At 57.4% G+C, this 19,643-nt stretch carries 18 protein-coding genes; 4 read left to right on the forward strand and 14 right to left on the reverse strand.

Features of this window, described 5'->3' with window-relative positions:
* Nucleotides 1-222 precede the first annotated feature (222 nt).
* Both pssA and ilvC read right to left on the reverse strand, forming a co-directional pair.
* Entirely contained in the window at nt 223-1,065 is an 843-nt protein-coding gene (gene pssA / locus H7850_RS14365) for a CDP-diacylglycerol--serine O-phosphatidyltransferase (RefSeq protein ID WP_227370284.1), read from the reverse strand.
* Nucleotides 1,066-1,230: 165 nt separating this feature from the next.
* Nucleotides 1,231-2,247 (reverse strand): ketol-acid reductoisomerase, encoded by a 1,017-nt coding sequence (gene ilvC, locus H7850_RS14370; protein WP_227370285.1) that lies wholly within the window; start codon nt 2,245-2,247, stop codon nt 1,231-1,233.
* Between the two features lie 166 nt (nt 2,248-2,413).
* On the opposite strand from ilvC, the gene ilvY reads away from it, so the two are divergent.
* On the forward strand, nt 2,414-3,295 hold the full coding sequence (ilvY, locus tag H7850_RS14375) for an HTH-type transcriptional activator IlvY (protein WP_227370286.1): 882 nt from the start codon (nt 2,414-2,416) through the stop codon (nt 3,293-3,295).
* Nucleotides 3,296-3,370: 75 nt separating this feature from the next.
* Here ilvY and ilvN read toward each other — a convergent pair whose 3' ends face one another.
* The 5 genes from ilvN to rluD all read right to left on the reverse strand — a co-directional run bounded on the left by ilvN (nt 3,371) and on the right by rluD (nt 10,461).
* Complete coding sequence (ilvN, locus tag H7850_RS14380; protein WP_227370287.1) at nt 3,371-3,862, reverse strand: acetolactate synthase small subunit; 492 nt, start codon at nt 3,860-3,862, stop codon at nt 3,371-3,373.
* Nucleotides 3,862-5,586 carry an acetolactate synthase 3 large subunit gene (locus H7850_RS14385; protein ID WP_227370383.1) on the reverse strand — a complete coding sequence of 575 codons (1,725 nt, stop codon included), beginning with the start codon at nt 5,584-5,586 and terminating at the stop codon, nt 3,862-3,864. The genes ilvN and H7850_RS14385 overlap by 1 nt, the downstream gene beginning before the upstream one ends.
* A 444-nt stretch (nt 5,587-6,030) precedes the next feature.
* Nucleotides 6,031-8,616 (reverse strand): ATP-dependent chaperone ClpB, encoded by a 2,586-nt coding sequence (clpB, locus tag H7850_RS14390; protein ID WP_227370288.1) that lies wholly within the window; start codon nt 8,614-8,616, stop codon nt 6,031-6,033.
* A gap of 133 nt (nt 8,617-8,749) precedes the next feature.
* Nucleotides 8,750-9,505, reverse strand: coding sequence for a peptidoglycan editing factor PgeF (gene pgeF / locus H7850_RS14395; protein ID WP_227370289.1), 756 nt, complete (start codon nt 9,503-9,505; stop codon nt 8,750-8,752).
* Nucleotides 9,502-10,461, reverse strand: coding sequence for a 23S rRNA pseudouridine(1911/1915/1917) synthase RluD (gene rluD, locus H7850_RS14400; protein ID WP_227370290.1), 960 nt, complete (start codon nt 10,459-10,461; stop codon nt 9,502-9,504). The genes pgeF and rluD overlap by 4 nt, the downstream gene beginning before the upstream one ends.
* A gap of 111 nt (nt 10,462-10,572) precedes the next feature.
* Between rluD and H7850_RS14405 the strand changes: the two genes are divergently transcribed.
* A complete protein-coding gene (locus H7850_RS14405; RefSeq protein WP_227370291.1) occupies nt 10,573-11,370 on the forward strand; it encodes an outer membrane protein assembly factor BamD in 798 nt (265 codons plus the stop codon).
* Nucleotides 11,371-11,459: 89 nt separating this feature from the next.
* Here the strand turns inward: H7850_RS14405 and H7850_RS14410 are convergent, their stop codons facing one another.
* Nucleotides 11,460-13,091: an NAD+ synthase gene (locus H7850_RS14410; RefSeq protein WP_227370292.1), complete on the reverse strand. Its 1,632-nt coding sequence runs from the start codon at nt 13,089-13,091 to the stop codon at nt 11,460-11,462.
* A 124-nt stretch (nt 13,092-13,215) separates the two neighbouring features.
* Between H7850_RS14410 and H7850_RS14415 the strand changes: the two genes are divergently transcribed.
* On the forward strand, nt 13,216-13,476 hold the full coding sequence (locus H7850_RS14415) for a PP0621 family protein (protein WP_227370293.1): 261 nt from the start codon (nt 13,216-13,218) through the stop codon (nt 13,474-13,476).
* 34 nt (nt 13,477-13,510) lie between these two features.
* Here H7850_RS14415 and H7850_RS14420 read toward each other — a convergent pair whose 3' ends face one another.
* Genes H7850_RS14420 through H7850_RS14435 form a run of 3 tightly spaced genes read right to left on the reverse strand, consistent with a single transcriptional unit; the run spans nt 13,511 to nt 16,969 of the window.
* Complete coding sequence (locus tag H7850_RS14420; RefSeq protein WP_319799288.1) at nt 13,511-13,957, reverse strand: type IV pilin protein; 447 nt, start codon at nt 13,955-13,957, stop codon at nt 13,511-13,513.
* On the reverse strand, nt 13,954-14,271 hold the full coding sequence (locus H7850_RS14430; RefSeq protein ID WP_227370294.1) for a hypothetical protein: 318 nt from the start codon (nt 14,269-14,271) through the stop codon (nt 13,954-13,956). Before H7850_RS14430 ends, H7850_RS14420 begins: the two co-directional genes overlap by 4 nt.
* Before the next feature lie 10 nt (nt 14,272-14,281).
* Nucleotides 14,282-16,969: a pilus assembly protein gene (locus H7850_RS14435; protein ID WP_227370295.1), complete on the reverse strand. Its 2,688-nt coding sequence runs from the start codon at nt 16,967-16,969 to the stop codon at nt 14,282-14,284.
* Here H7850_RS14435 and H7850_RS14440 point away from each other — a divergent pair.
* Nucleotides 16,955-17,401, forward strand: a complete 447-nt coding sequence (locus H7850_RS14440; protein ID WP_227370296.1) for a hypothetical protein — start codon at nt 16,955-16,957, stop codon at nt 17,399-17,401. The two genes, H7850_RS14435 and H7850_RS14440, sit on opposite strands and share 15 nt — an antisense overlap.
* Nucleotides 17,402-17,607: 206 nt before the next feature.
* Here H7850_RS14440 and H7850_RS14445 read toward each other — a convergent pair whose 3' ends face one another.
* Genes H7850_RS14445 through pilV form a run of 3 tightly spaced genes read right to left on the reverse strand, consistent with a single transcriptional unit; the run spans nt 17,608 to nt 19,606 of the window.
* Complete coding sequence (locus tag H7850_RS14445) at nt 17,608-18,147, reverse strand: hypothetical protein (RefSeq protein ID WP_227370297.1); 540 nt, start codon at nt 18,145-18,147, stop codon at nt 17,608-17,610.
* Between the two features lie 50 nt (nt 18,148-18,197).
* Complete coding sequence (locus tag H7850_RS14450) at nt 18,198-19,139, reverse strand: PilW family protein (protein ID WP_227370298.1); 942 nt, start codon at nt 19,137-19,139, stop codon at nt 18,198-18,200.
* Entirely contained in the window at nt 19,136-19,606 is a 471-nt protein-coding gene (gene pilV, locus H7850_RS14455) for a type IV pilus modification protein PilV (protein WP_227370299.1), read from the reverse strand. Before pilV ends, H7850_RS14450 begins: the two co-directional genes overlap by 4 nt.
* Nucleotides 19,607-19,643 lie beyond the last annotated feature (37 nt).

A 19,643-nucleotide genomic window follows, 5' to 3' on the forward strand; every position in this document is an offset into this window, starting at 1 on the left:
GGGAGGCGGAACAATCCTGCTCAAGGGTCAAACGTCTCTTGACGAGTCGCTTGCCTCGATCTAGATGACTGGCATCCGATCGCTCACAAGCGCCCACATGAATTACCTGATCAATTGTTAAAGAGCGGTGCTGGTGCCTCTCGGGTGACCCCTCGTCGGCAGCAGCGGATGCGTACTTTACGGATCCAGATCGGGCCTGACAAGCCCCTTGGATGAAAAAAGTTACGCGGCTTTCTTTTTGCTCTTGCTGTGACGAGCCTTGCGCATGGCCGCCATGATCGGGCCGGAGGCGACATAACAACCAAACAGCGCCAGCAGCATGACAGAAGGCTCAATGGAAATAACGACGAAGCCGAACACGATGGCCAACAAGGCCACGAAAGGCACCGGGCCTTTGACGTCGACATCCTTGAAGCTGTAATAGCGAATATTGCTGACCATCAATACACCGGCAGCTGCCACCACCAAGGTCATGAATACCTTGAAGCCGAACGCGGTAGCATCGAAATTGTGAAACACCCAGACACAGCCTGCCACGAGGGCTGCAGCAGAAGGACTGGGCAGACCAATGAACCAGCGCTTATCGACGGAACCAATCTGCACATTGAAGCGAGCCAGGCGCAGCGCAGCGCAGGCAACATAAACGAAGGCAGCAATCCAACCGATCTTGCCAATGTCCTGCAATATCCAGGCAAATGCCACGACAGCCGGTGCCACGCCAAACGAAAGCATGTCCGCCAGACTATCGTATTGTGCCCCGAACTCGCTTTGCGTATTGGTCAAACGTGCTACGCGTCCATCCAGGCCGTCGAGAACCATCGAAACGAACACCGCGATGGCTGCCGCTGCAAAGTCGCCGTTGATCGAGGCCACGACAGCAAAAAAACCGGAAAACAGCGCCGACGTGGTGAAAAGGTTAGGCAGCAGATAAATACTGCGCCGAGGTGCTTTCTTGTTGTCCTCGGCAGTATCCCCCGAAGCATTCGCTTCTTGATTAGCCTCGGAGTGCTCCGGACTGGTTGCCATTGATGAGAAAGATTCTTCCTGATTCGAATGCTGAGTCATAATTCTCGTTCCGTTGCCATGGGGCATGAGTCGTCATTCTACATCCTGGCATCTAAAACGGTAGGCGTACAACGAGACCAATTGCTTGGTCGTCAACGACGAAAGGCACGGTCACCCGTGCCTTTCCTACCTATTGAGTATCCACTCAGGTGTTTATTCGACCACTCAGTTCTTGCTCTTGTCGACCAACTGATTGGCCGCGATCCAAGGCATCATGGAGCGTAGCTTGGCACCCACCTGCTCGACGGGATGCTCGGCATTGAGGCGACGACGTGCATGCATGGACGGATAGTTGGTACCGCCTTCCTGAATGAACATCTTGGCATATTCGCCGGACTGAATACGCTTGAGAGCGTTGCGCATTGCGGCACGGGACTCATCGTTGATGATTTCCGGCCCGGTCACGTACTCCCCGTATTCGGCGTTGTTGGAAATAGAATAATTCATGTTGGCGATGCCGCCTTCATACATCAGGTCGACGATCAGCTTGAGTTCGTGCAAGCACTCGAAGTAGGCCATCTCTGGCGCGTAGCCTGCTTCGGTAAGCGTTTCGAAGCCTGCCTTGACCAGTTCCACCGTGCCACCGCAGAGCACCGCCTGTTCGCCGAAGAGATCCGTCTCGGTCTCATCCTTGAAGGTGGTCTCGATGATACCGGTACGTCCACCGCCGATGGCGGCCGCATAGGAAAGCGCAATTTCCTTGGCCTGACCGGAAGCGTCCTGCTGGATGGCGATCAGATCAGGAATACCGCCGCCACGAGCAAACTCCGAGCGCACGGTGTGGCCCGGCGCCTTCGGCGCGATCATGATCACATCGAGATCTTCCCGGGGCACGACCTGGTTGTAGTGAATATTGAAGCCGTGAGCGAACGCCAGGGTCGCACCTTGCTTGAGATTCGGCTCGATATCGCCCTCATAGATGGCTTTCTGGTTCTCGTCCGGCGCCAGCACCATGACCACATCCGCGTCCTTGCTGGCCTCCGCCACGGACGCGACCTTGAGACCCGCTGCTTCGGCCTTGGCTGCGGAGGAAGAGCCCGAACGCAGCGCCACGGTCACCTCTACCCCAGACTCCTTGAGATTGTTGGCATGAGCATGACCCTGAGAGCCGTAGCCGACAATGGCGACTTTTTTGGCCTGAATCAGAGAAAGGTCACAATCCTTGTCGTAATAAACGTGCATGAGAAGCTCCGAGATAAGAATGAATGGAATCCTGTCGGCCTTCGTGGCCAGTTGGCATCGATCCATGCTGTCGATTAGCCATTGTGGCAATCAAGATACGACAGGCAGAGCGTTGCGTAAAACGCTATATTTGCAACATTGCAATTCACAGGATGAAATACTCTCCTTGGACCTTCGACTTTTGAAACATTTCTTGGCGCTTGCGGAAACATGCCACTTCGGCCGCGCAAGCGACAGCTGCCATGTCAGCCCTTCGACGCTAAGCCGTTCGATTCAACAGCTGGAAAGCCGTTTGGGTGTCCTGCTTTTTGCACGGGACAATCGCAGCGTTCACCTGACACGAGAAGGCTGCCTCTTCCAGCAATACGCGCGGGATGCTCTGGAGCAGTGGGATCTGATTCGGCACACCATGATGAGCGAGTCCGGCGAACTGTCCGGAGAAATCAGCATCTACTGCTCGGTGACTGCCAGCTACAGCTTTCTTTACGAATTGCTGAGCGAATTCCGCCTGCGCTACCCGCGCATCGAGCTCAAACTGCATACCGGCGATCCAGCGGAGGCCATTCAGCGAGTGCTCGGCGGAGACGAGGACATGGCGATCACCGCGCGCCCAGAGACACTACCGCGCCAAATTGCCTTCAAACCCATTGCTACGTCGCCGCTGGTCTTCATTGCTCCCGAAGACCCAACGGACTGGATGCCGGCCGATCTCTTTTCGCCGCAAAAGAATGAATGGGCGCGGGTGCCCATGATCCTTTCCGAAACAGGGCTGGCCCGGGAGCGCAGCGACGCCTGGTTTGCCGCACTGGGAATCAAACCCCACATCTACGCCCAGGTAGGCGGAAATGAAGCCATCGTCAGCATGGTCGGTCTGGGTTTCGGCATCGGCGTGGTGCCCAAGATCGTGTTCGACAACAGTCCATTGGCCGATCGGGTACGCCTGCTCGACATACAGCCCGCCCTGACCCCCTACGATGTCGGCTTATGCGTTACGGAGAAGAAACTCAAGAACCCTCTGATCCATGCGCTGTGGGATCAGGTACGTTGATCAAGCGACAACGTGGGCAGGCACAGACAAGAAAAAGCCGCCCCGAGGGGCGGCTTGGCCATTGCCAGTAGACGCTCACAGACTGAGCATCTTGTCGCCGCGGGCGATGCCCGACACACCGGTACGGGCTACTTCCAGAATCCCAATCGGCGCCATGGCCTGGACGAAGGCGTCCAGTTTGCCGGCGTCGCCGGCGATCTGAACAGTGTAGACACCCGGTGCAACGTCAACTACCTGAGCCCGGAAGATATCCGCCGTGCGCTTGACCTCATCGCGCTGCGCGCCTAGAGCCTTGACCTTGACCAGCATCAGCTCCCGCTCGATATGGTTGCCTTCGGTCAGATCCACCAGCTTGACCACATCGATGAGCTTGTTGAGCTGCTTGGTGATCTGCTCGACGATTCGGTCATCCCCTATCGTGGTCACGGTCAAGCGCGACAGGGTTTCATCTTCCGTCGGCGCCACGTTGAGGGATTCGATATTGAAGTTGCGCTGGGAAAAGAGTCCCACTACTCGCGAGAGCGCGCCGGGTTCGTTTTCCAGCAGGATCGAAATGATATGACGCATCAGGTCCGCTCCGTCTTCGAAAGCAGCATGTCACGCATGGAACCAAGAGGCACATGCATCGGATAGACGTGTTCGCGCGGGTCGACATAGATGTCCAGGAACACCAACTCGTCCTTGTCCGCAAAGGCCCGCTCCAGCGCTGGTTCGAGCTCCTCAGAGGTTTCTACCCGAAGAGCGGTGAAACCGTAAGCCTCGATCAACTTCTGGAAATCCGGCAACGACTCCATGTAGGAGTGGGCGTGGCGAGACTTGTAATTCAAATCCTGCCACTGACGCACCATGCCCAATGAGCCGTTGTTGAGATTGACGATCTTGACGCCGATACCGTACTGCTTACAGGTCGACAGCTCCTGCATCATCATCTGGAAGCTGCCCTCGCCGGTCACGCAGACCACATCATCCTTGGGATAGCTTTGCTTGACCCCCATGGCGGCGGGAAACCCGAACCCCATGGTGCCAAGTCCACCGGAGGTGATGAAACGGTTGGGCTTGTCGAACTTGTAATACTGTCCGGCAAACATCTGGTGCTGACCGACATCCGTGGTGACGTACGCCTCGCCTCGGGTCAGGCGGCAAATCGCCTCGATCACCTGCTGCGGCTTGAGCGGCTCACCCGGCTCCGCAGCATCATACAGCTTGCCCTTGCGCTCATCGCGCCAGCCATCGATCTTCTGCCACCATTCGATCAGCGCTTCGGGATTGCTCGGTTCGCGACCCTGCACGATGCTGATCATTTCGTTGATGACACTGACCGCAGGGCCCACGATGGGCACATCGGCGCGCACGGTCTTGGAGATCGAGCTGGGGTCGATGTCCACGTGCACGATCTTGGCCGTCGGGCAGAACTTCGAGGTGCTGTTGGTCACCCGGTCATCGAAACGTGCGCCGATTGCGATGATCAGATCCGCATGGTGCATGGCCATGTTGGCTTCATAGGAGCCATGCATTCCCAGCCAGCCCAAGGACTGGCGATCGCTTTGCGGGTAGGCGCCAATTCCCATCAGGGTGGTCGTGATCGGATAGCCCAGACGACGTACCAGATCCGTCAACGGCTCACAGGCCCGACCTGTCACAATGCCGCCGCCGGTATAGAACACCGGACGCCGCGCCTTGAGCATCAGCTCCACGGCCTTCTTGATCTGGCCCGAATGCCCACGGGTGACCGGACTATAAGAGCGCAGTTTGACTTTCTGCGGATAGACATACTCGTAGCGCTCGGTCGGCGCGGTCATATCCTTGGGAATGTCCACCACCACCGGGCCTGGGCGGCCTGAAGCCGCCAGATAGTAAGCCTTCTTGAGCACCATCGGAATCTCGGCGGGATGACGAATCGCGAAGCTGTGCTTCACGATCGGCCGAGTCACGCCGATGATGTCGGTCTCCTGGAAAGCATCCTCGCCGATCAGGTGACTCGCGACCTGACCGCACAGCACCACCATAGGAATCGAGTCCATGTAGGCGGTAGCGATACCGGTCACGGCATTGGTTGCACCGGGCCCGGAGGTGACCAGTACCGTGCCGGGCTTGCCCGAGGCGCGCGCATAGCCATCGGCAGCGTGGGTCGCGGCCTGTTCGTGACGAACGAGGATGTGCTTGACGTCATCCTGGCGAAACAGCGCATCATAAATGTGAAGCGCGGCTCCTCCGGGATAACCATAAATGTATTCGACGCCCTCATCTTTTAGGAAGCGGGCGATCATATCGGCGCCGGAAAGCAATTCCACAGTTGTTTCTCCCCTGGAGGTCTCGAGTGTCATTTCGCCTTCGGAATGAATGACGAAAATCGAGTGCAGCAATACGCCGCTGCCGGCCATGCCGGCACCTGATGCCAAACCCTGGCGTTTTACGGCCCCGATAGGGCCTGAACTTCATATCGCGACGGATCGCCGCGGCGGGGTTGGGCCAGGCTGAACGGTTGGTCCATACCTGGAAATCCTTGCAAGGCGGGTAGAGGTCTCACACCTACCCTTCACGCAGCGCTCGAGGATCGCCCGATATTGCCGCGCCTACAATCAGGAATCGTCAAGATTCCATTAGCAGCCCAAAACTGTCAACCGATGGAACATGCTGCGACGCAAAAATCATGCCCGATCGTACCAATCCAACGTTTTCCAGCAAAAAGCCCGCCAAATAGGCGGGCCAAGGAGGAGAGAGCATTCAAGCCGGACTTATTTATCAAATTTCAAATGGCCATCCTCGGTACTCACGCGGATGGTATCACCGGGAGCAAAACGACCGGCCAGCAGATCCTGAGCCAGCGGGTTTTCGATGCGGCTCTGGATGGCGCGCTTGAGCGGACGCGCACCGAACACTGGATCGAAGCCCACCACCGCCAATTGGGCCATGGCATCGTCGCTGACCTCGAGCATGAGACCGTGCTCTGCCAGTCGAGTGCGCAACCGGTCGAGCTGGATACTGGCAATGGCCTGGATCTGCTCCTGCCCCAGTGCATGAAAGACCACCACTTCATCGATGCGGTTGATCAGCTCAGGGCGGAAATGATTGCCCACCACCTCCATGACGGCGTCACGCATTACCGCGTAATCCGTATCCTCGCCCCCCATGCGCTGAATGATGTCGGAGCCCATGTTGGAGGTCATGACGATCACCGTGTTGCGGAAATCCACGGTACGGCCCTGACCGTCGGTGAGGCGGCCGTCTTCCAGTACCTGCAACAGGATGTTAAAGACATCCGGATGCGCCTTCTCGACTTCATCCAGCAACAGCACTGAATAAGGCTTGCGACGCACCGCCTCAGTGAGATAGCCACCCTCTTCGTAGCCCACATAGCCAGGGGGCGCACCGATCAGCCGGGCCACGGAGTGCTTCTCCATGAACTCGGACATGTCGATGCGCACCATCGCCTCCTCGGTATCGAAGAGGAAGTTGGCCAAGGATTTACACAGTTCGGTCTTGCCCACCCCGGTCGGGCCGAGGAATAGGAACGAACCGTTGGGTCGGTTGGGGTCGGCAAGCCCGGCCCGAGAACGGCGCACCGCGTTGGCTACCGCATTGACCGCTTCATCCTGACCGATCACCCGTTCATGCAGCGCGTCTTCCATGCGCAGCAATTTATCGCGCTCGCCTTCGAGCATCTTGGATACCGGAATGCCGGTCCAGCGAGAGACCACCTCGGCGATCTCCTCCTCGGTGACGTTGGAGCGCAGCAGCTGGTGCTTGGTCACGTCCGCCGTCTCGCCCTCGCCGGATTCGGCGATCTTCTTCTCGAGTTCGGGGATCACGCCGTACTGCAATTCCGACATTCGCCCCAAGTCGCCCTGGCGCCGAGCCGCCTCGAGATCAAGCCGGGCCTGTTCGAGATCCGCCTTGAACTGGGCCGCTCCCTGGATGCTTGCCTTCTCGGCTTTCCACACCTCCTCGAGATCCGCGTACTCGCGCTCGAGCTCACTGATGTGTGTTTCAAGATCCTCCAGGCGACGACGGGAGGCCTCATCGGTCTCCTTCTTGAGTGCTTCGCGCTCCATCTTGAGCTGAATGAGCCGGCGATCGAGGCGATCCATCTCCTCGGGCTTGGAATCGAGCTCCATGCGAATGCGGGAGGCGGCTTCATCGATCAGGTCGATGGCCTTGTCCGGCAGCTGACGATCCGTGATGTAGCGGGTCGACAGCTTGGCCGCGGCAATGATAGCGGAATCCGTGATATCGACCCCGTGATGCACCTCGTAACGCTCCTTGAGCCCGCGCAGGATGGCCACGGTGTCCTCTTCACTGGGCTCATCCACCAGCACCCGCTGAAAGCGCCGCTCAAGCGCCGCATCCTTCTCGATGTACTTGCGGTATTCGTCCAGGGTCGTGGCACCCACGCAGTGCAATTCACCCCGAGCCAGGGCGGGCTTCAACATGTTGCCCGCATCCATGGAGCCTTCCGCCTTGCCGGCGCCAACCATGGTATGTATCTCATCGATGAACAGAATCACCCGGCCCTCTTCCTGGGCCAGTTCCTTGAGTACCGCCTTCAGGCGCTCTTCGAATTCACCGCGAAACTTCGCCCCGGCCAACAGCGCCCCCATGTCCAGGGACAGCACTCGCTTGTCCTTGAGCCCTTCCGGCACCTCACCGTTGATGATGCGGCTTGCCAGACCCTCGGCAATGGCGGTCTTGCCCACGCCGGGTTCGCCAATCAGTACCGGGTTGTTCTTGGTACGCCGCTGCAGCACCTGAATCGTGCGGCGTATTTCATCGTCCCGTCCGATCACCGGGTCGAGCTTGCCTTCTGCCGCCCGGGCGGTGAGATCCAGGGTGTATTTTTCCAGCGCCTCGCGATTCTCCTCGGCGTTGGCATCGTCGACCTTGGCGCCGCCGCGCAGGCTGTCGATGGCGGCCGCCACCGCCTTCTTGGTCAAACCGGTCTGGGTCAGCACCCGAGTGATGGCGTGATTCATCTCCAGCGCCGCAAGCACCACCAGCTCGCTGGCGATGTATTGATCGCCGCGCTTTTGCGCTTCGCGGTCGGCGAGATTGAACAGGCGAGCCAGGTCCTGGCTCATGTTGACGTTGCCATCGAACTGCCCCACCACGGGCAGATTATCCAGGTAGTCGCTCAGGCCGCTGCGCAGCTTGGCTATGTCGCCGCCGCTTTTCTGGATCAGGCCCTTGATGCCGCTATCCTGGGCATCGAGCAGTGCGGCCATCAGATGGCCCGGGTCGAGTTGATTGTGGCCCTGGCCCACGGCCAGCGACTGGGCTTCTGCCAAGGCGCTCTGCAACTTGCTGGTCATTCGGTCGATTCGCATCGAACTCCTCCATTAGGGGTCGAGCGCGGTTGGACGCGCCCTGCAACCTTTATTCACGTTGACATGTTAATGGAGGTATGTTGGGAAGGTTTCAAGTCAGGGGAAGAAGGAAGCTTGGCCTGTTTCAACTAGATTATTTCAACCAGATCATGCTCGCCATGCGTCCGGTGACTCCATCATCGCGACGGTGCGAGTAGAAACGCGGCTCGCAGGCAGTGCAAAAATGACCGCCGCTGATATGTGAAACACCCAGGCGCTCCAGCCGCAGCCGCGCCAGCCGATAGAGGTCGCCCATGTAATGTCCGAGGCGATAGGGGCTGGGCTCGAACGCGCTGGCCGCCTCAGGTTGAATTGCAACGAACGTGTCGAAGACCTCTTTGCCCACTTCGAACTGTGCGTTCGAGATGGCGGGCCCGAGCCAGACCAGCACATCCTCGGGCGCACACCCCAATGCCGCCACGCTAGCTTCGAGAACGCCATTGGCAAGCCCCCGCCAGCCTGCATGGGCGAGCCCGACCCGGCTACCCTGGCGATCGCAGAAAAACACCGGCAGGCAATCCGCGGTAAGGATCACGCAGACATAGCGTGTGTCGAAGGCAACAGCGGCATCCCCCCGGGGCGGTTTATCGACGTACTCCTGCTCATAATCCTGTAGAACATCGATACCATGCACCTGTTCAAGCCATAGAAGCGGTCGCGCGTCATCGACCTGCGCCGCCAGCAAGCTACGGCAATGGGCCACCGTGGCCAGCTCGTCCCCCACGTGAAGCGCCGGATTGAAGGAGGCATAAGCACCCTGGCTCGGCCCGGTTTCCCGGGTAGTGATGAAGGCACCGACGGTGCTCGGCGCCGGCCAGTCCGGCAGCAGTAAGGTCGGCTGCTCGCTCATCTCATCTCCTCGCTGTCGGTTCGCAGATAATCCAGCAGCATCAATAGGTCATCCGGCAACTGGGCACGAAATGCCATCGACTTGCCGTTACGCGGGTGAATGAAGGCCAGCTTGCGGGCATGCAACGCCTGGCGGGGAAATTCCCGCAGAATCTCCTTGAGGGTATCCGAAGCGCCGGCGGGCAGCTTGAAGCGGCCGCTGTAAAGCGCATCTCCAATCAGGGGAAAGCGCTTGTAGGCCATATGCACCCGAATCTGGTGAGTACGACCGGTTTCCAGTTTGCAGCGCACATGGGTATGACCGCGAAAGCGTTCCGCCACCCGATAATGCGTGACGGCTGGCTTGCCAGAAGCGGTAACCGCCTGGCGCTTGCGATCCTTGGGATGACGCCCAATCGGTGCATCCACCGTACCGCCGGCGGTCATTACTCCAATGACCACTGCATCGTACTCCCTGGAAACGCTGCGCGCCTGGAGCTGTTCGACCAGCGAGGTCTGCGCCTGCAGTGTCTTGGCGACGACCATCAGGCCGCTGGTGTCCTTGTCGAGACGATGCACGATGCCTGCCCGAGGAATCGCGCCCAAGGCCGGACAGTGATGCAGCACCGCATTGAGCAGAGTGCCGTCCGGATTGCCTGCCGCAGGATGCACCACCAGCCCTGGCGACTTGTTGATGACCAGCACATCCTCGTCCTCGAAGACGATATCCAGCGCAATGGCCTGGGCTACCCATCGCGTCTCCTCCTCGAGCACTGCCTGTAACGACAGTTGCTCGCCGCCATAGACCTTGTCCTTGGGCTTGGCTTGCGCCCCGTCCATGACTAGCTCCCCCTGCTTGATCCAGCTCTTGAGCCGTTCACGGGAAAAATCAGGGAAAAGCTCAGCGGCAGCCTGATCGAGCCGCATGCCGACCATGGTCTCGGGAATACGTTCATCGCGCTGGATGGTCTCTGGCATAGCGTTGTTGTGGCCTGTGACGTTTCGCCCCTGCGGGGCTTTGCTTTATAGTGAGCCGAATTCGGCCGATTCTAGCATGGCCACCATAGATTGCCCGATACGAGGATGACGATGCGCGCGACTCCCCTAGCTGCCCTGTTGCTTTCCGCCGCTCTGCTGACTGGCTGCGCCAGCAACGAGGCCGCCCCGGATTTGCAGGAGCAGGAGCTCTACCAGAAAGCTCAGACATCACTGGATGCAGGACGCTACAACAGTGCCGTGACTCAGCTCGAAGCCCTCGATACGCGTTTTCCCTTCGGCAGCTACGCAGAACAAGCCCAGCTCGAGCTGATCTACGCCTATTACAAGGTGGATAACTGGGAAGCCGCCCGAGCCGCCGCCAGCCGCTTCATTCGCTTGCACCCGGATCACCCCCAGGTGGACTATGCCTACTACCTGCGTGGTCTGGCCGCCTACCAAGCGGGACGCTTCAGCCTCGAAAGTCTGAGCATGATCGATATTTCCAAGCGCGATCTCGGCGCGTCCCGAGATGCCTATGTGGATTTCGGCGAGCTGGTGCGGCGCTATCCGGACAGCGCCTACGCCCCGGATGCGCGGCAACGCATCATCTATCTGCGTAACGTGATCGCACGCAACGAACTGCAGGTGGCCGACTTCTATCTACGCAAGGGCGCTTATGTTGCCGCCATCGAACGCGGTCGCTGGGTCATCGAGCACTATCCGCAATCCACTGCTACCCGTGACGCTCTGGCAGTCATGGTGGAAGGTTATCTGGGCATGGACATGCGCGACCGCGCTCGGGAAGTGCTGGCGACCCTGATAGAGAACGATCCCGACAACCCGAGTCTGGACGGGCGTACTTTCGAGCCGGCACACGTCGATGCCGAACCGCTCAGCCTAGCAGGTTGATATCCGGCCAGCGTCTTTAGCAATGCTTTGAACCAAGAACCCCTGCCGATTGGCAGGGGTTCTTGGCTGGGCCGCAATTCAGGCATTATTCACTCACCCGGCTGCCAGCCATTGACGACCGGATAACGCCGGTCCCGCCCAAAGCCTCGTGAGGTCACCCGCACTCCGAGAGAGGCTTGGCGACGCTTATACTCACTGCGATCGACCAGCTTCACTACTCGGTAGACGTCTTCCTCGGCAAATCCTGCCTCGATGATGGCCTCGGCGCTCATGTCTCTTTCGATATAGCGTTCGAGAATCCCATCGAGATCATCGTAGCCCGGGAGAGAATCGCTATCCTGCTGATCCGGCGCCAGCTCCGCCGAAGGCGGACGTGTAATGACCCTCTCGGGAATCACCAGCCCTTGGGTATTGCGCCATTTGGCCAGACGATAGACCCCGGTCTTGTAGACATCCTTCAGGGCGTTGTAACCGCCTACCATGTCGCCGTAGAGCGTGGCATACCCTACCGCCATCTCGCTCTTGTTACCGGTGGTCAGCACCATCAGGCCTTTCTTGTTGGAAATGGCCATGAGCAGCACACCACGACAGCGCGACTGCAGATTTTCCTCGGTGGTGTCACGCTCACAACCTTCAAAACTCTCCGCCAAGGTCTCGGTGAAGGCCTCGACCATCGGAGCTATCGGCATTACGTCATACTGCACTCCGAGCAGACGCGCTTGCTCCGCCGCGTCATCTCGGGAGATATCCGCGGTGTAGTGATACGGCATCATTACCGCTTGCACACGCTCCGGCCCCAAGGCATCCACGGCAATGGCCAGCGACAGGGCGGAATCGATGCCGCCGGAAAGCCCGAGCACCACCCCTTGAAAACCGCTTTTATTGACGTAATCCCGCAGCCCCGTGACCAGGGCGCAATAGAGGTTATCCTCATCGTCACCCAGGGGCTCGCACTCGCCCGCCTCGGGCTCCCAGCGCTCCTCATGCTTGACGAAGCGCACCGGCATCAATCCGACCTGCCAATGCGGGGCTCGCACCCGAAGATCGCCTTCGGCGCTCACTGCCAGCGAGCCGCCATCGAATACCAGATCGTCCTGCCCGCCGATCTGATTGACGTAAACCAAAGGGCGCTGGACGGTCTTGGCCCAGTCGGCAAATAGCGCTAGACGCTCTTCGGGTTTGTTCTGATGAAAAGGCGAGGCGTTCAGAGTCACCAGAATATCGGCGCCGGCGTCGCAGGCCTTGCGCACCGGTTTGCCTTCCCACAGATCCTCGCAAATCAGGATGCCCAGCCGCGCGCCCCGGTGTTCGATCACCAGGGGCTGGCGACCCGACTTGAAATAGCGTTGTTCATCGAAGACCAGATAGTTGGGCAGCGCCTGTTTGGCATATTCGCCAATCCATTCGCCGTTGTAGAGCACACCGGCCAGATTGAAATACCCCTTCTTGCGGCGTCCGGGATAACCGACGATCACCATGACGTTGCGGACCATCTTCTTGGCCATGCGTGCACGTGCTTCTTCCAGTCGAGCCTCCATGGAAGCACGTAGCATCAGATCCTCGGGCGGGTAGCCGGTAAGAAATAGCTCTGGCAGTACCACCACATCCGCTTTGTGCTCGATGCTCGCTTCGCGCACCGTCTCGATGGCAAGCTCAGTGTTGCCAGGGATGTCACCCACCAGAGGATCCAGTTGGGCCATGACCAGCGTCAGGTCTTGCATGGCGATTCACTTCCTTGAATTGGCTGAAACAGACAAGGGCTTTACACTGTCACCCTTAATACACATTGTCCCGCAAGGACTGCGCTGAGGCAAAGCGCCTACCGGTCACCAAGGGAGTCAGAGGATGAATCTTTTGATCATACGCCTGATCATTTTTGTCGTGCTGTTCTGGGCGGGCCTCAAGCTGTATCGCATGTACCGGGAATGGCAGCTGGAACGTGATACCGATCAGTCGCGACGCCTCGACGATGGCCAGATGGTACGTTGTAGCTATTGCCGAGTGCATCTGCCCGAGAACGATGCCGTGCGTCAGGGCGATCAATGGTTCTGCAGCCCAGAGCATCGCGACAAGTTTCTGGAACGGAAGCCGCCTCCCCAGGAATGATCACACCCACCTGGAGACGCAACCAAGGCTCAACTTACCAGCAAGTGTCTCGAGTGCTCTTGCCCTTCCCGTCTTGAGCGGTACGAATACCAAGGTGGTTCAGCGCTATCCGCTGACATTGCTCATCGCTGGCCTGAGCTCCCCGCGGTGTTGCCGTCAGGGTATAGCTCGTTGCAGTGGCGTTCATCGAAAACACATAGAATCCCTCTTCGCCCAAAGCATCGCCCAGGCCCAACCCTGAATCCGTGTCACTGCAATCACTCTTGCCATCAAGCCTGGACGCGTATTCGCCGCAGCGCGACATGAAGCGCTCCTGGGATTGCGCCAGGCTCAACAACCCGGTGGTAGCGTCGCCGCGCCTAGAACGTTCGGCATAGGACTGATAGCTCGGATAGGCGACGGATGCCAGGATACCGACGATCGCCACCACGATCATCAGCTCGAGCAGGGTAAAACCTTGGTTTCGATGCTGTGTATTCATTGCGCTACCTTCTGATCGAGGCGTTGTAGGCTAATCAGCGTCTGGGGCGCGCCTTGAGAAACGTAGCGCACCCGATCCCCCACACGCAGATCGCCAATCCGCATCGACTTGCCATCACGGCGATACAGCTTGGAATCGAGGGGTACATTGAATAGCGAATCCGAGATCAGTACCTGGCCACCAAGATCGACCTCCTGCACGATGCCTTCTCGCTCCCAGGTCTGATTCAAGAACGACTGGGCGCTTGCGGATGCCGTCACCGAACCCAACCCACCCGCCGTTAGAATCACCAAGAGTCCTTTGAGCTGCTTCATTTTCTTCTCCTCAACGCAACTGATACCAGGCACTGCGCCGCCGAGCATTGCTGCCGCTATCTGACGGCCGAGGTGGGCGTCCATCTTCTTCCAGTTTCACCTCAGTAATACTTTCGGCCCCGCCTTCGCTTGTCAGCATGTTATCTTCGTGGAACGCTGGCGCCGTAGGTTCACCGCTGAGCTTGATGGACAACACCAGGCTGTCATTCACATCATCGGCTCCATCGACCGTGCCATCCTGGTTGTAATCGAAAATCTGCTGAATGGCGTTCGACCCCGAACGCAGCGGCGCAATGCCATCGCGCAAACTGACTGCGCTTTGCCAACCGCTGCCACCCGCGGTACAGATACCCCCTGCCCCCGGCACGGTAGTGTTGAACAGCACCAGATCGCCGCGTATCGCCGGCGTCACGATCAACCGTTCACCGGCTTCGGCAAAGGGTAGATACCATCCATATCGACTCGCATCATTTTTACTGGAGTAGTCCACGCGATTACCGGTCACGGTACGAGCATCGTTGACGCCGGAAAGCGCGGTAAAACTCTGTTTCTCGAGGTCGGCGTGATAACGACGCTCTCCATCGCCCATGTGCAGCACGCTGTAGAAGGCTTGGGGCTTATCGTCTTTATCCTGCAAACCGAGTAGCTGGCCGGTACCCCAATAGACATTGAGATTGGGTGCATCCACGGTGCTGTCGAGAACACCGTTACGCGCCACCGCCACCCGGGTGGTGATCGGTTGGCGTTGCTCAAGGGCACAGTTTGGCGATTGTGCACTCAGCGGCGTGGCACAGGACTGGAACAGACGATTCACGTCGTCGCTGCCGCTCGCTGTCAGGTCGAAATCACGCAGATCGAAGGACCAGACGTTTCCGTGAAGATCGCCGGCATAAACCCAATCAACAACACTGTCGGCGTCGAGATCCGCCACTTCAGGGCTCGACAGACCGTTGCAGTCGCTGCCGGCAGCGATACAGGTTCCAGCATTGTTGTGACCGACGCCGGTATCCAATAGCGCGTATCGAGAAGGGTCAGCAAGATCGACGATGAATAGCTTGGCCTTGCCATCGCTGTCCGCGTTATAGCCGTTGCCGAAAATTGCGTACCAGTTGCCATCATCGAGCTTGGCCACCTGTACATCGCTGAAGCTGTAGCCGAGATCCCGGTGCGAGAACTCCCACTTGATGACATTTTCGGGCTTATCGAACCGGTCAGGATCCGTGACATCCAGCAGGTATACCGACTTGCCCCCAGCGCCAAGCCCACCTAGCAACAAGGTGTGCCAGCTCGCGTGCTCTTCTCCCGGGAGCTTGACATAAGCGTCTCGCGCCACCGGCGAGGCATTGACATAGTAGCGATGCACATAGTCCTTGCGAGCCAACTGGTGCACGCCACTGCCGGGTTCAGTACTGAATACACCGTGGGGCATGAAGGCGAAGACCTCTTCCCCACTGATCATGTCGATGGCATGCAGCATGCCATCGTTGGCGCCCACATAGACCATGGCATCCCGGTCCTTGTAGGCAGTGCGAAAGGCCGAGTGCTTCGCACTGGCGACATCGTCATCGTAGTACCGCGTCGGCGCGCCCACGATAACGGGAGACGAGTGAACGATATCCCCTAGATACTTGCCGTTGCGGGCACGAAACTTGGTGCCTTCAGCCAGGGGGTCGCCTCTCAAGTAGTCGATCAGCGTCTGGATCTCATCGTTTGTAGCTGGCGAGCCATCATCGAAGAAAGCCGTCAGATCAAGAAGTTGGGTTTGGCTAAACTTCCCGATCTGGTCGGCCTTGAATTCAAAGGCTTGATCGGCGGGATTTGCGGAGGGATCGATCGTCCAGATATTGCGATTTACATGACGCTCCTTCTGGTCTGCCAATTGCTGGGAAAGTGACCACAAGGGGTCGACACTGAGTTTTCCCTGGTCATCGAACTTGCGCGCAGTGACATCGCCCTTCCAGATTGCCGGGTCGTAGATCGTCTGGATCAAGGTGGCGTCGGCTCCTACCGAGGTACGGCTGACCGCAAGGCCGCCGGTACTTGCTGAGCGCGCCGCGATATCCCGCGCGACGTTGTTCAATGCATCGATCAATGCCTTCGGATCGGCCGCATTGAGGAACTTGCCGCGAGAATTCCAGGCGGCATGACGCAGATCGTCGATTGTGGTAAGGCTATCTCTTTCCGGCCAGGGCCAATCGAAGGGTGCATCAGGATTCTCGGGATCGTTCTCGACAGTGCCATTGACCCCGAAACCCACGGTATAGGTCACGAGATGTTGCGCCTGGTTCTCATCCACCCCCGGCACGATAGGCACCAGGTCTTCAAGGTGGGGAGAGAGATCGGTCTGATAATACTTCATGGCCACATCGGCCAGGGTATTCGAATAGTTGTCATGATCGCTCGGGCGTACCCAGGCACCGCCCTGCCTATCGGTATTGCCCACCCACGGGGAAAAACCGTTCCAATAACCATCGGTCATCAGCACGGCGTAGTTCTGTTGGCACATGCCGCCTTCATCGGCACTCAGAATGGGGGAATTATTACCTTTGAAGTATTCTCCTGCTCTTCTCAACGCCCAGCGTAGTGGCGTACCGCCTTCAGTCTCGGCCAGCAAGATACTGTCGACAAGGCTCTGGCGATGACTGTCTTTTAAAATATCGTCTATATCCTGCTCGTTACGCTGATGAATAGTGCGCAAACCGACCCTTGCATTGCTTTCGGCAACGATGCCCGAAAAAGCCGTTTTGGCGACCTTCATGCGGTCCCGATAATAGTGGAACCAATTGGCATAATTGGTCTTTTGCAAGCCACTCATATCACTTACATTGACTTTATAATTATCATCCAACTTAAATTTTTCTTTTCTGGTAACATAACCGCACTCTCCAACATCATATACACCATCGCCATCATCATTCCAGCGAAGATAATAGAGCCTTTCAAGGCCTTCAGCGGTTTTGTCAGCATGACCCGGCCAAGGTTCATAGCTGACGTCAGGGTCATAAGCGAGGACATTGAAGCCGCGGCATGTGGCAATATCGGCATGGGTCTCAAAGCCATACCTATTGAAGTTATTTATTTCCCATCTCTGTTTTCCGCGACTAAATATTTTCGTGCTCTGCAAATATGATGACGTTGGTTGTAGACCAAGGCTCTCCACACCTTTATTCAAGGTATCCTCCCAATCCATGCTTCCCGAATCATCAAGAATCAGAAGAATATTGGGCTGTACACCGGTAGCCTCGATGACCGGGGATTGGGCAATCAATCCAGGAGCAGCCAGGCAAGTAGGTGCCCAAAGACACAAGGCGACACTCAACCTAAAGCGCATACCGGTTACTCCTTGTAATAAGAAGGGTCAAGCGACATTTCACTTTGAACCACCGCCCAGGAAGATCCACTGGCCCCGGCACTGCCCAGCGCGCTGACGCGAAAGGCCTCTTTTAATGGGTTATCAAAAGCGTTCTCAGCATTGGCCTGATTTACCGGCGCATCGCCAGAGCTACTCATTGGCATTTCGTCTAGCTTACCCAGGTATTCGATTACATAAACGCCTATGGCGATGCCCTTTTCTTTGATCTCAATGCCATTTACCATCATGGCGTCTCGATCGGCAGCATCGAAGGGGGCTAGGTCATCAGTATTATTCAACAACCCTTTTATCCCCGTGTCTTTATCGAAGCTGCTTTCTACTTGCCAGGTGCCGTCCTTGAGATTATCCAATAGCGTTTTTTCGGCGATCACCAACGTACTTTCGGCGTTGTTGTATGCCTGTTCGTAATGGCGACTATTGAGACTCATTTTGGCCTGTAGCTGAGAGTCCTCGGCGCCGATGACGGCCAGCAGGCCGACCGCCGCCAGCATCACCAATACCACAAGCAGGGCAGCGCCTTGTTGTGCCCTAGGCTGTGTGCCGCGCGATCGCATCAACCTTCTCCCGCCAACTGCAGGTTGCGTGGTGTAAAAGTCAGATTGAAGGTACGCTCGAGGCGCCCTTGATTGGGGCCGCCAGATACCGCACCGGGTTGACTCTGCAGCGTCAGGGCGAGTTCGATACGGCGCACCTTTTGCCAATCGTCGCCTGTCATTGAATTTGCTGCCTTGTTGGGCGTATCCACTTTTCCGTCACCGTCAGTGTCCAGACTAAACGTGATAACAAAGCCGGTAACACCGGAGACAATTTCTTCAGCTGCGAAATCTGCCCCGACTCTATCCAGATAAAGGGAACGAATCTCTTCGTTGCCACCTTGATCGTTCAAACGTAGCGTCCAGACCTTTACGGGGTATACGTAGCTAACGGGGGATGAACCACTATTATAAAGCCTACTTAAACTGCTATCGGGATAAATACTCCCGCCCACAATTTTATCTATAATAAAGACTTCACTATTTAGACAGTCACTGAGCGAGGCCACTTTTTCTACTAAATTTCCAGCCTCATTCAAGAATATTTTTTCGTATCCGCTTTTTAAGCTTAGCGAATTATCCTCATCCGATATGCTTTCAAGGGGAGCCCGGCCTGCTTCCTTATCGGCAAAGACGAAGGTCATTTCCCAGTAGGAAAGACCGCGATGAGTACGCTCTTTACCACCCATGGGGAACTCAATACTATAAGGTGGGTTTTTTAAATCGGGATCTATATAGAGATTGTTACTGGCACAGCCTGCATAGCCAATATTGCGCATCATCGGTTGCAGACGATAGGACGCATAGCGCGCGGACTCCTGCAGAAATGACAGGGCCTCCTGAGTCGAAACACTCGCCCGTGAGGTCATGAACATCTGCATCGCCAATGCGCTGATCAAAAGCCCCAGCACCAGGGAGATCATCAACTCGACCAGGCCGGATCCTGTCTGGCGGCTTTTCATAACGCCACCTTGAAGCTGAATATTTGATCAACGGTGGCATCACCGCCCTTGCGTTCTTTTTCTGCAAGAGGATCCTGCCAGGTCAACCTGATTTCAACGTTTTTGACGCCATCTCCTGTATCGACATCGATGCGGCCAACACCCGAGGTGAGAGGTGAGTCGTCAATTGCCTTCGTCCAATCGGTAATATCCTGCGACACCAGCTGCGAAGGGCTGCATCCCTGTGTGCAACCACCTGATGACGCCTCGTCGGTAGATTTACCATCATAGGTTTCCAACGCACTCAGATTGGCGCGTATCCGCTCGGCCATATCCACTGCTAAAAGCTGTGCCATCGTATTGTTATAACTTGAACGCTGATGCTGCATGGTATTGATTTGCAGCATCCCCAGGCCCAATAGCGACACGCTGAGCAGCAACAAGGCGACCAGCACCTCGATCAGTCCTATCCCCTGTTGTTTTGACAAACGTTGTCCTGGTGCGCTCGCCCGAAGCGGTCGTCGC

The organism is Halomonas sp. M20 (assembly GCF_020622265.1).
Lineage (GTDB): Bacteria > Pseudomonadota > Gammaproteobacteria > Pseudomonadales > Halomonadaceae > Modicisalibacter.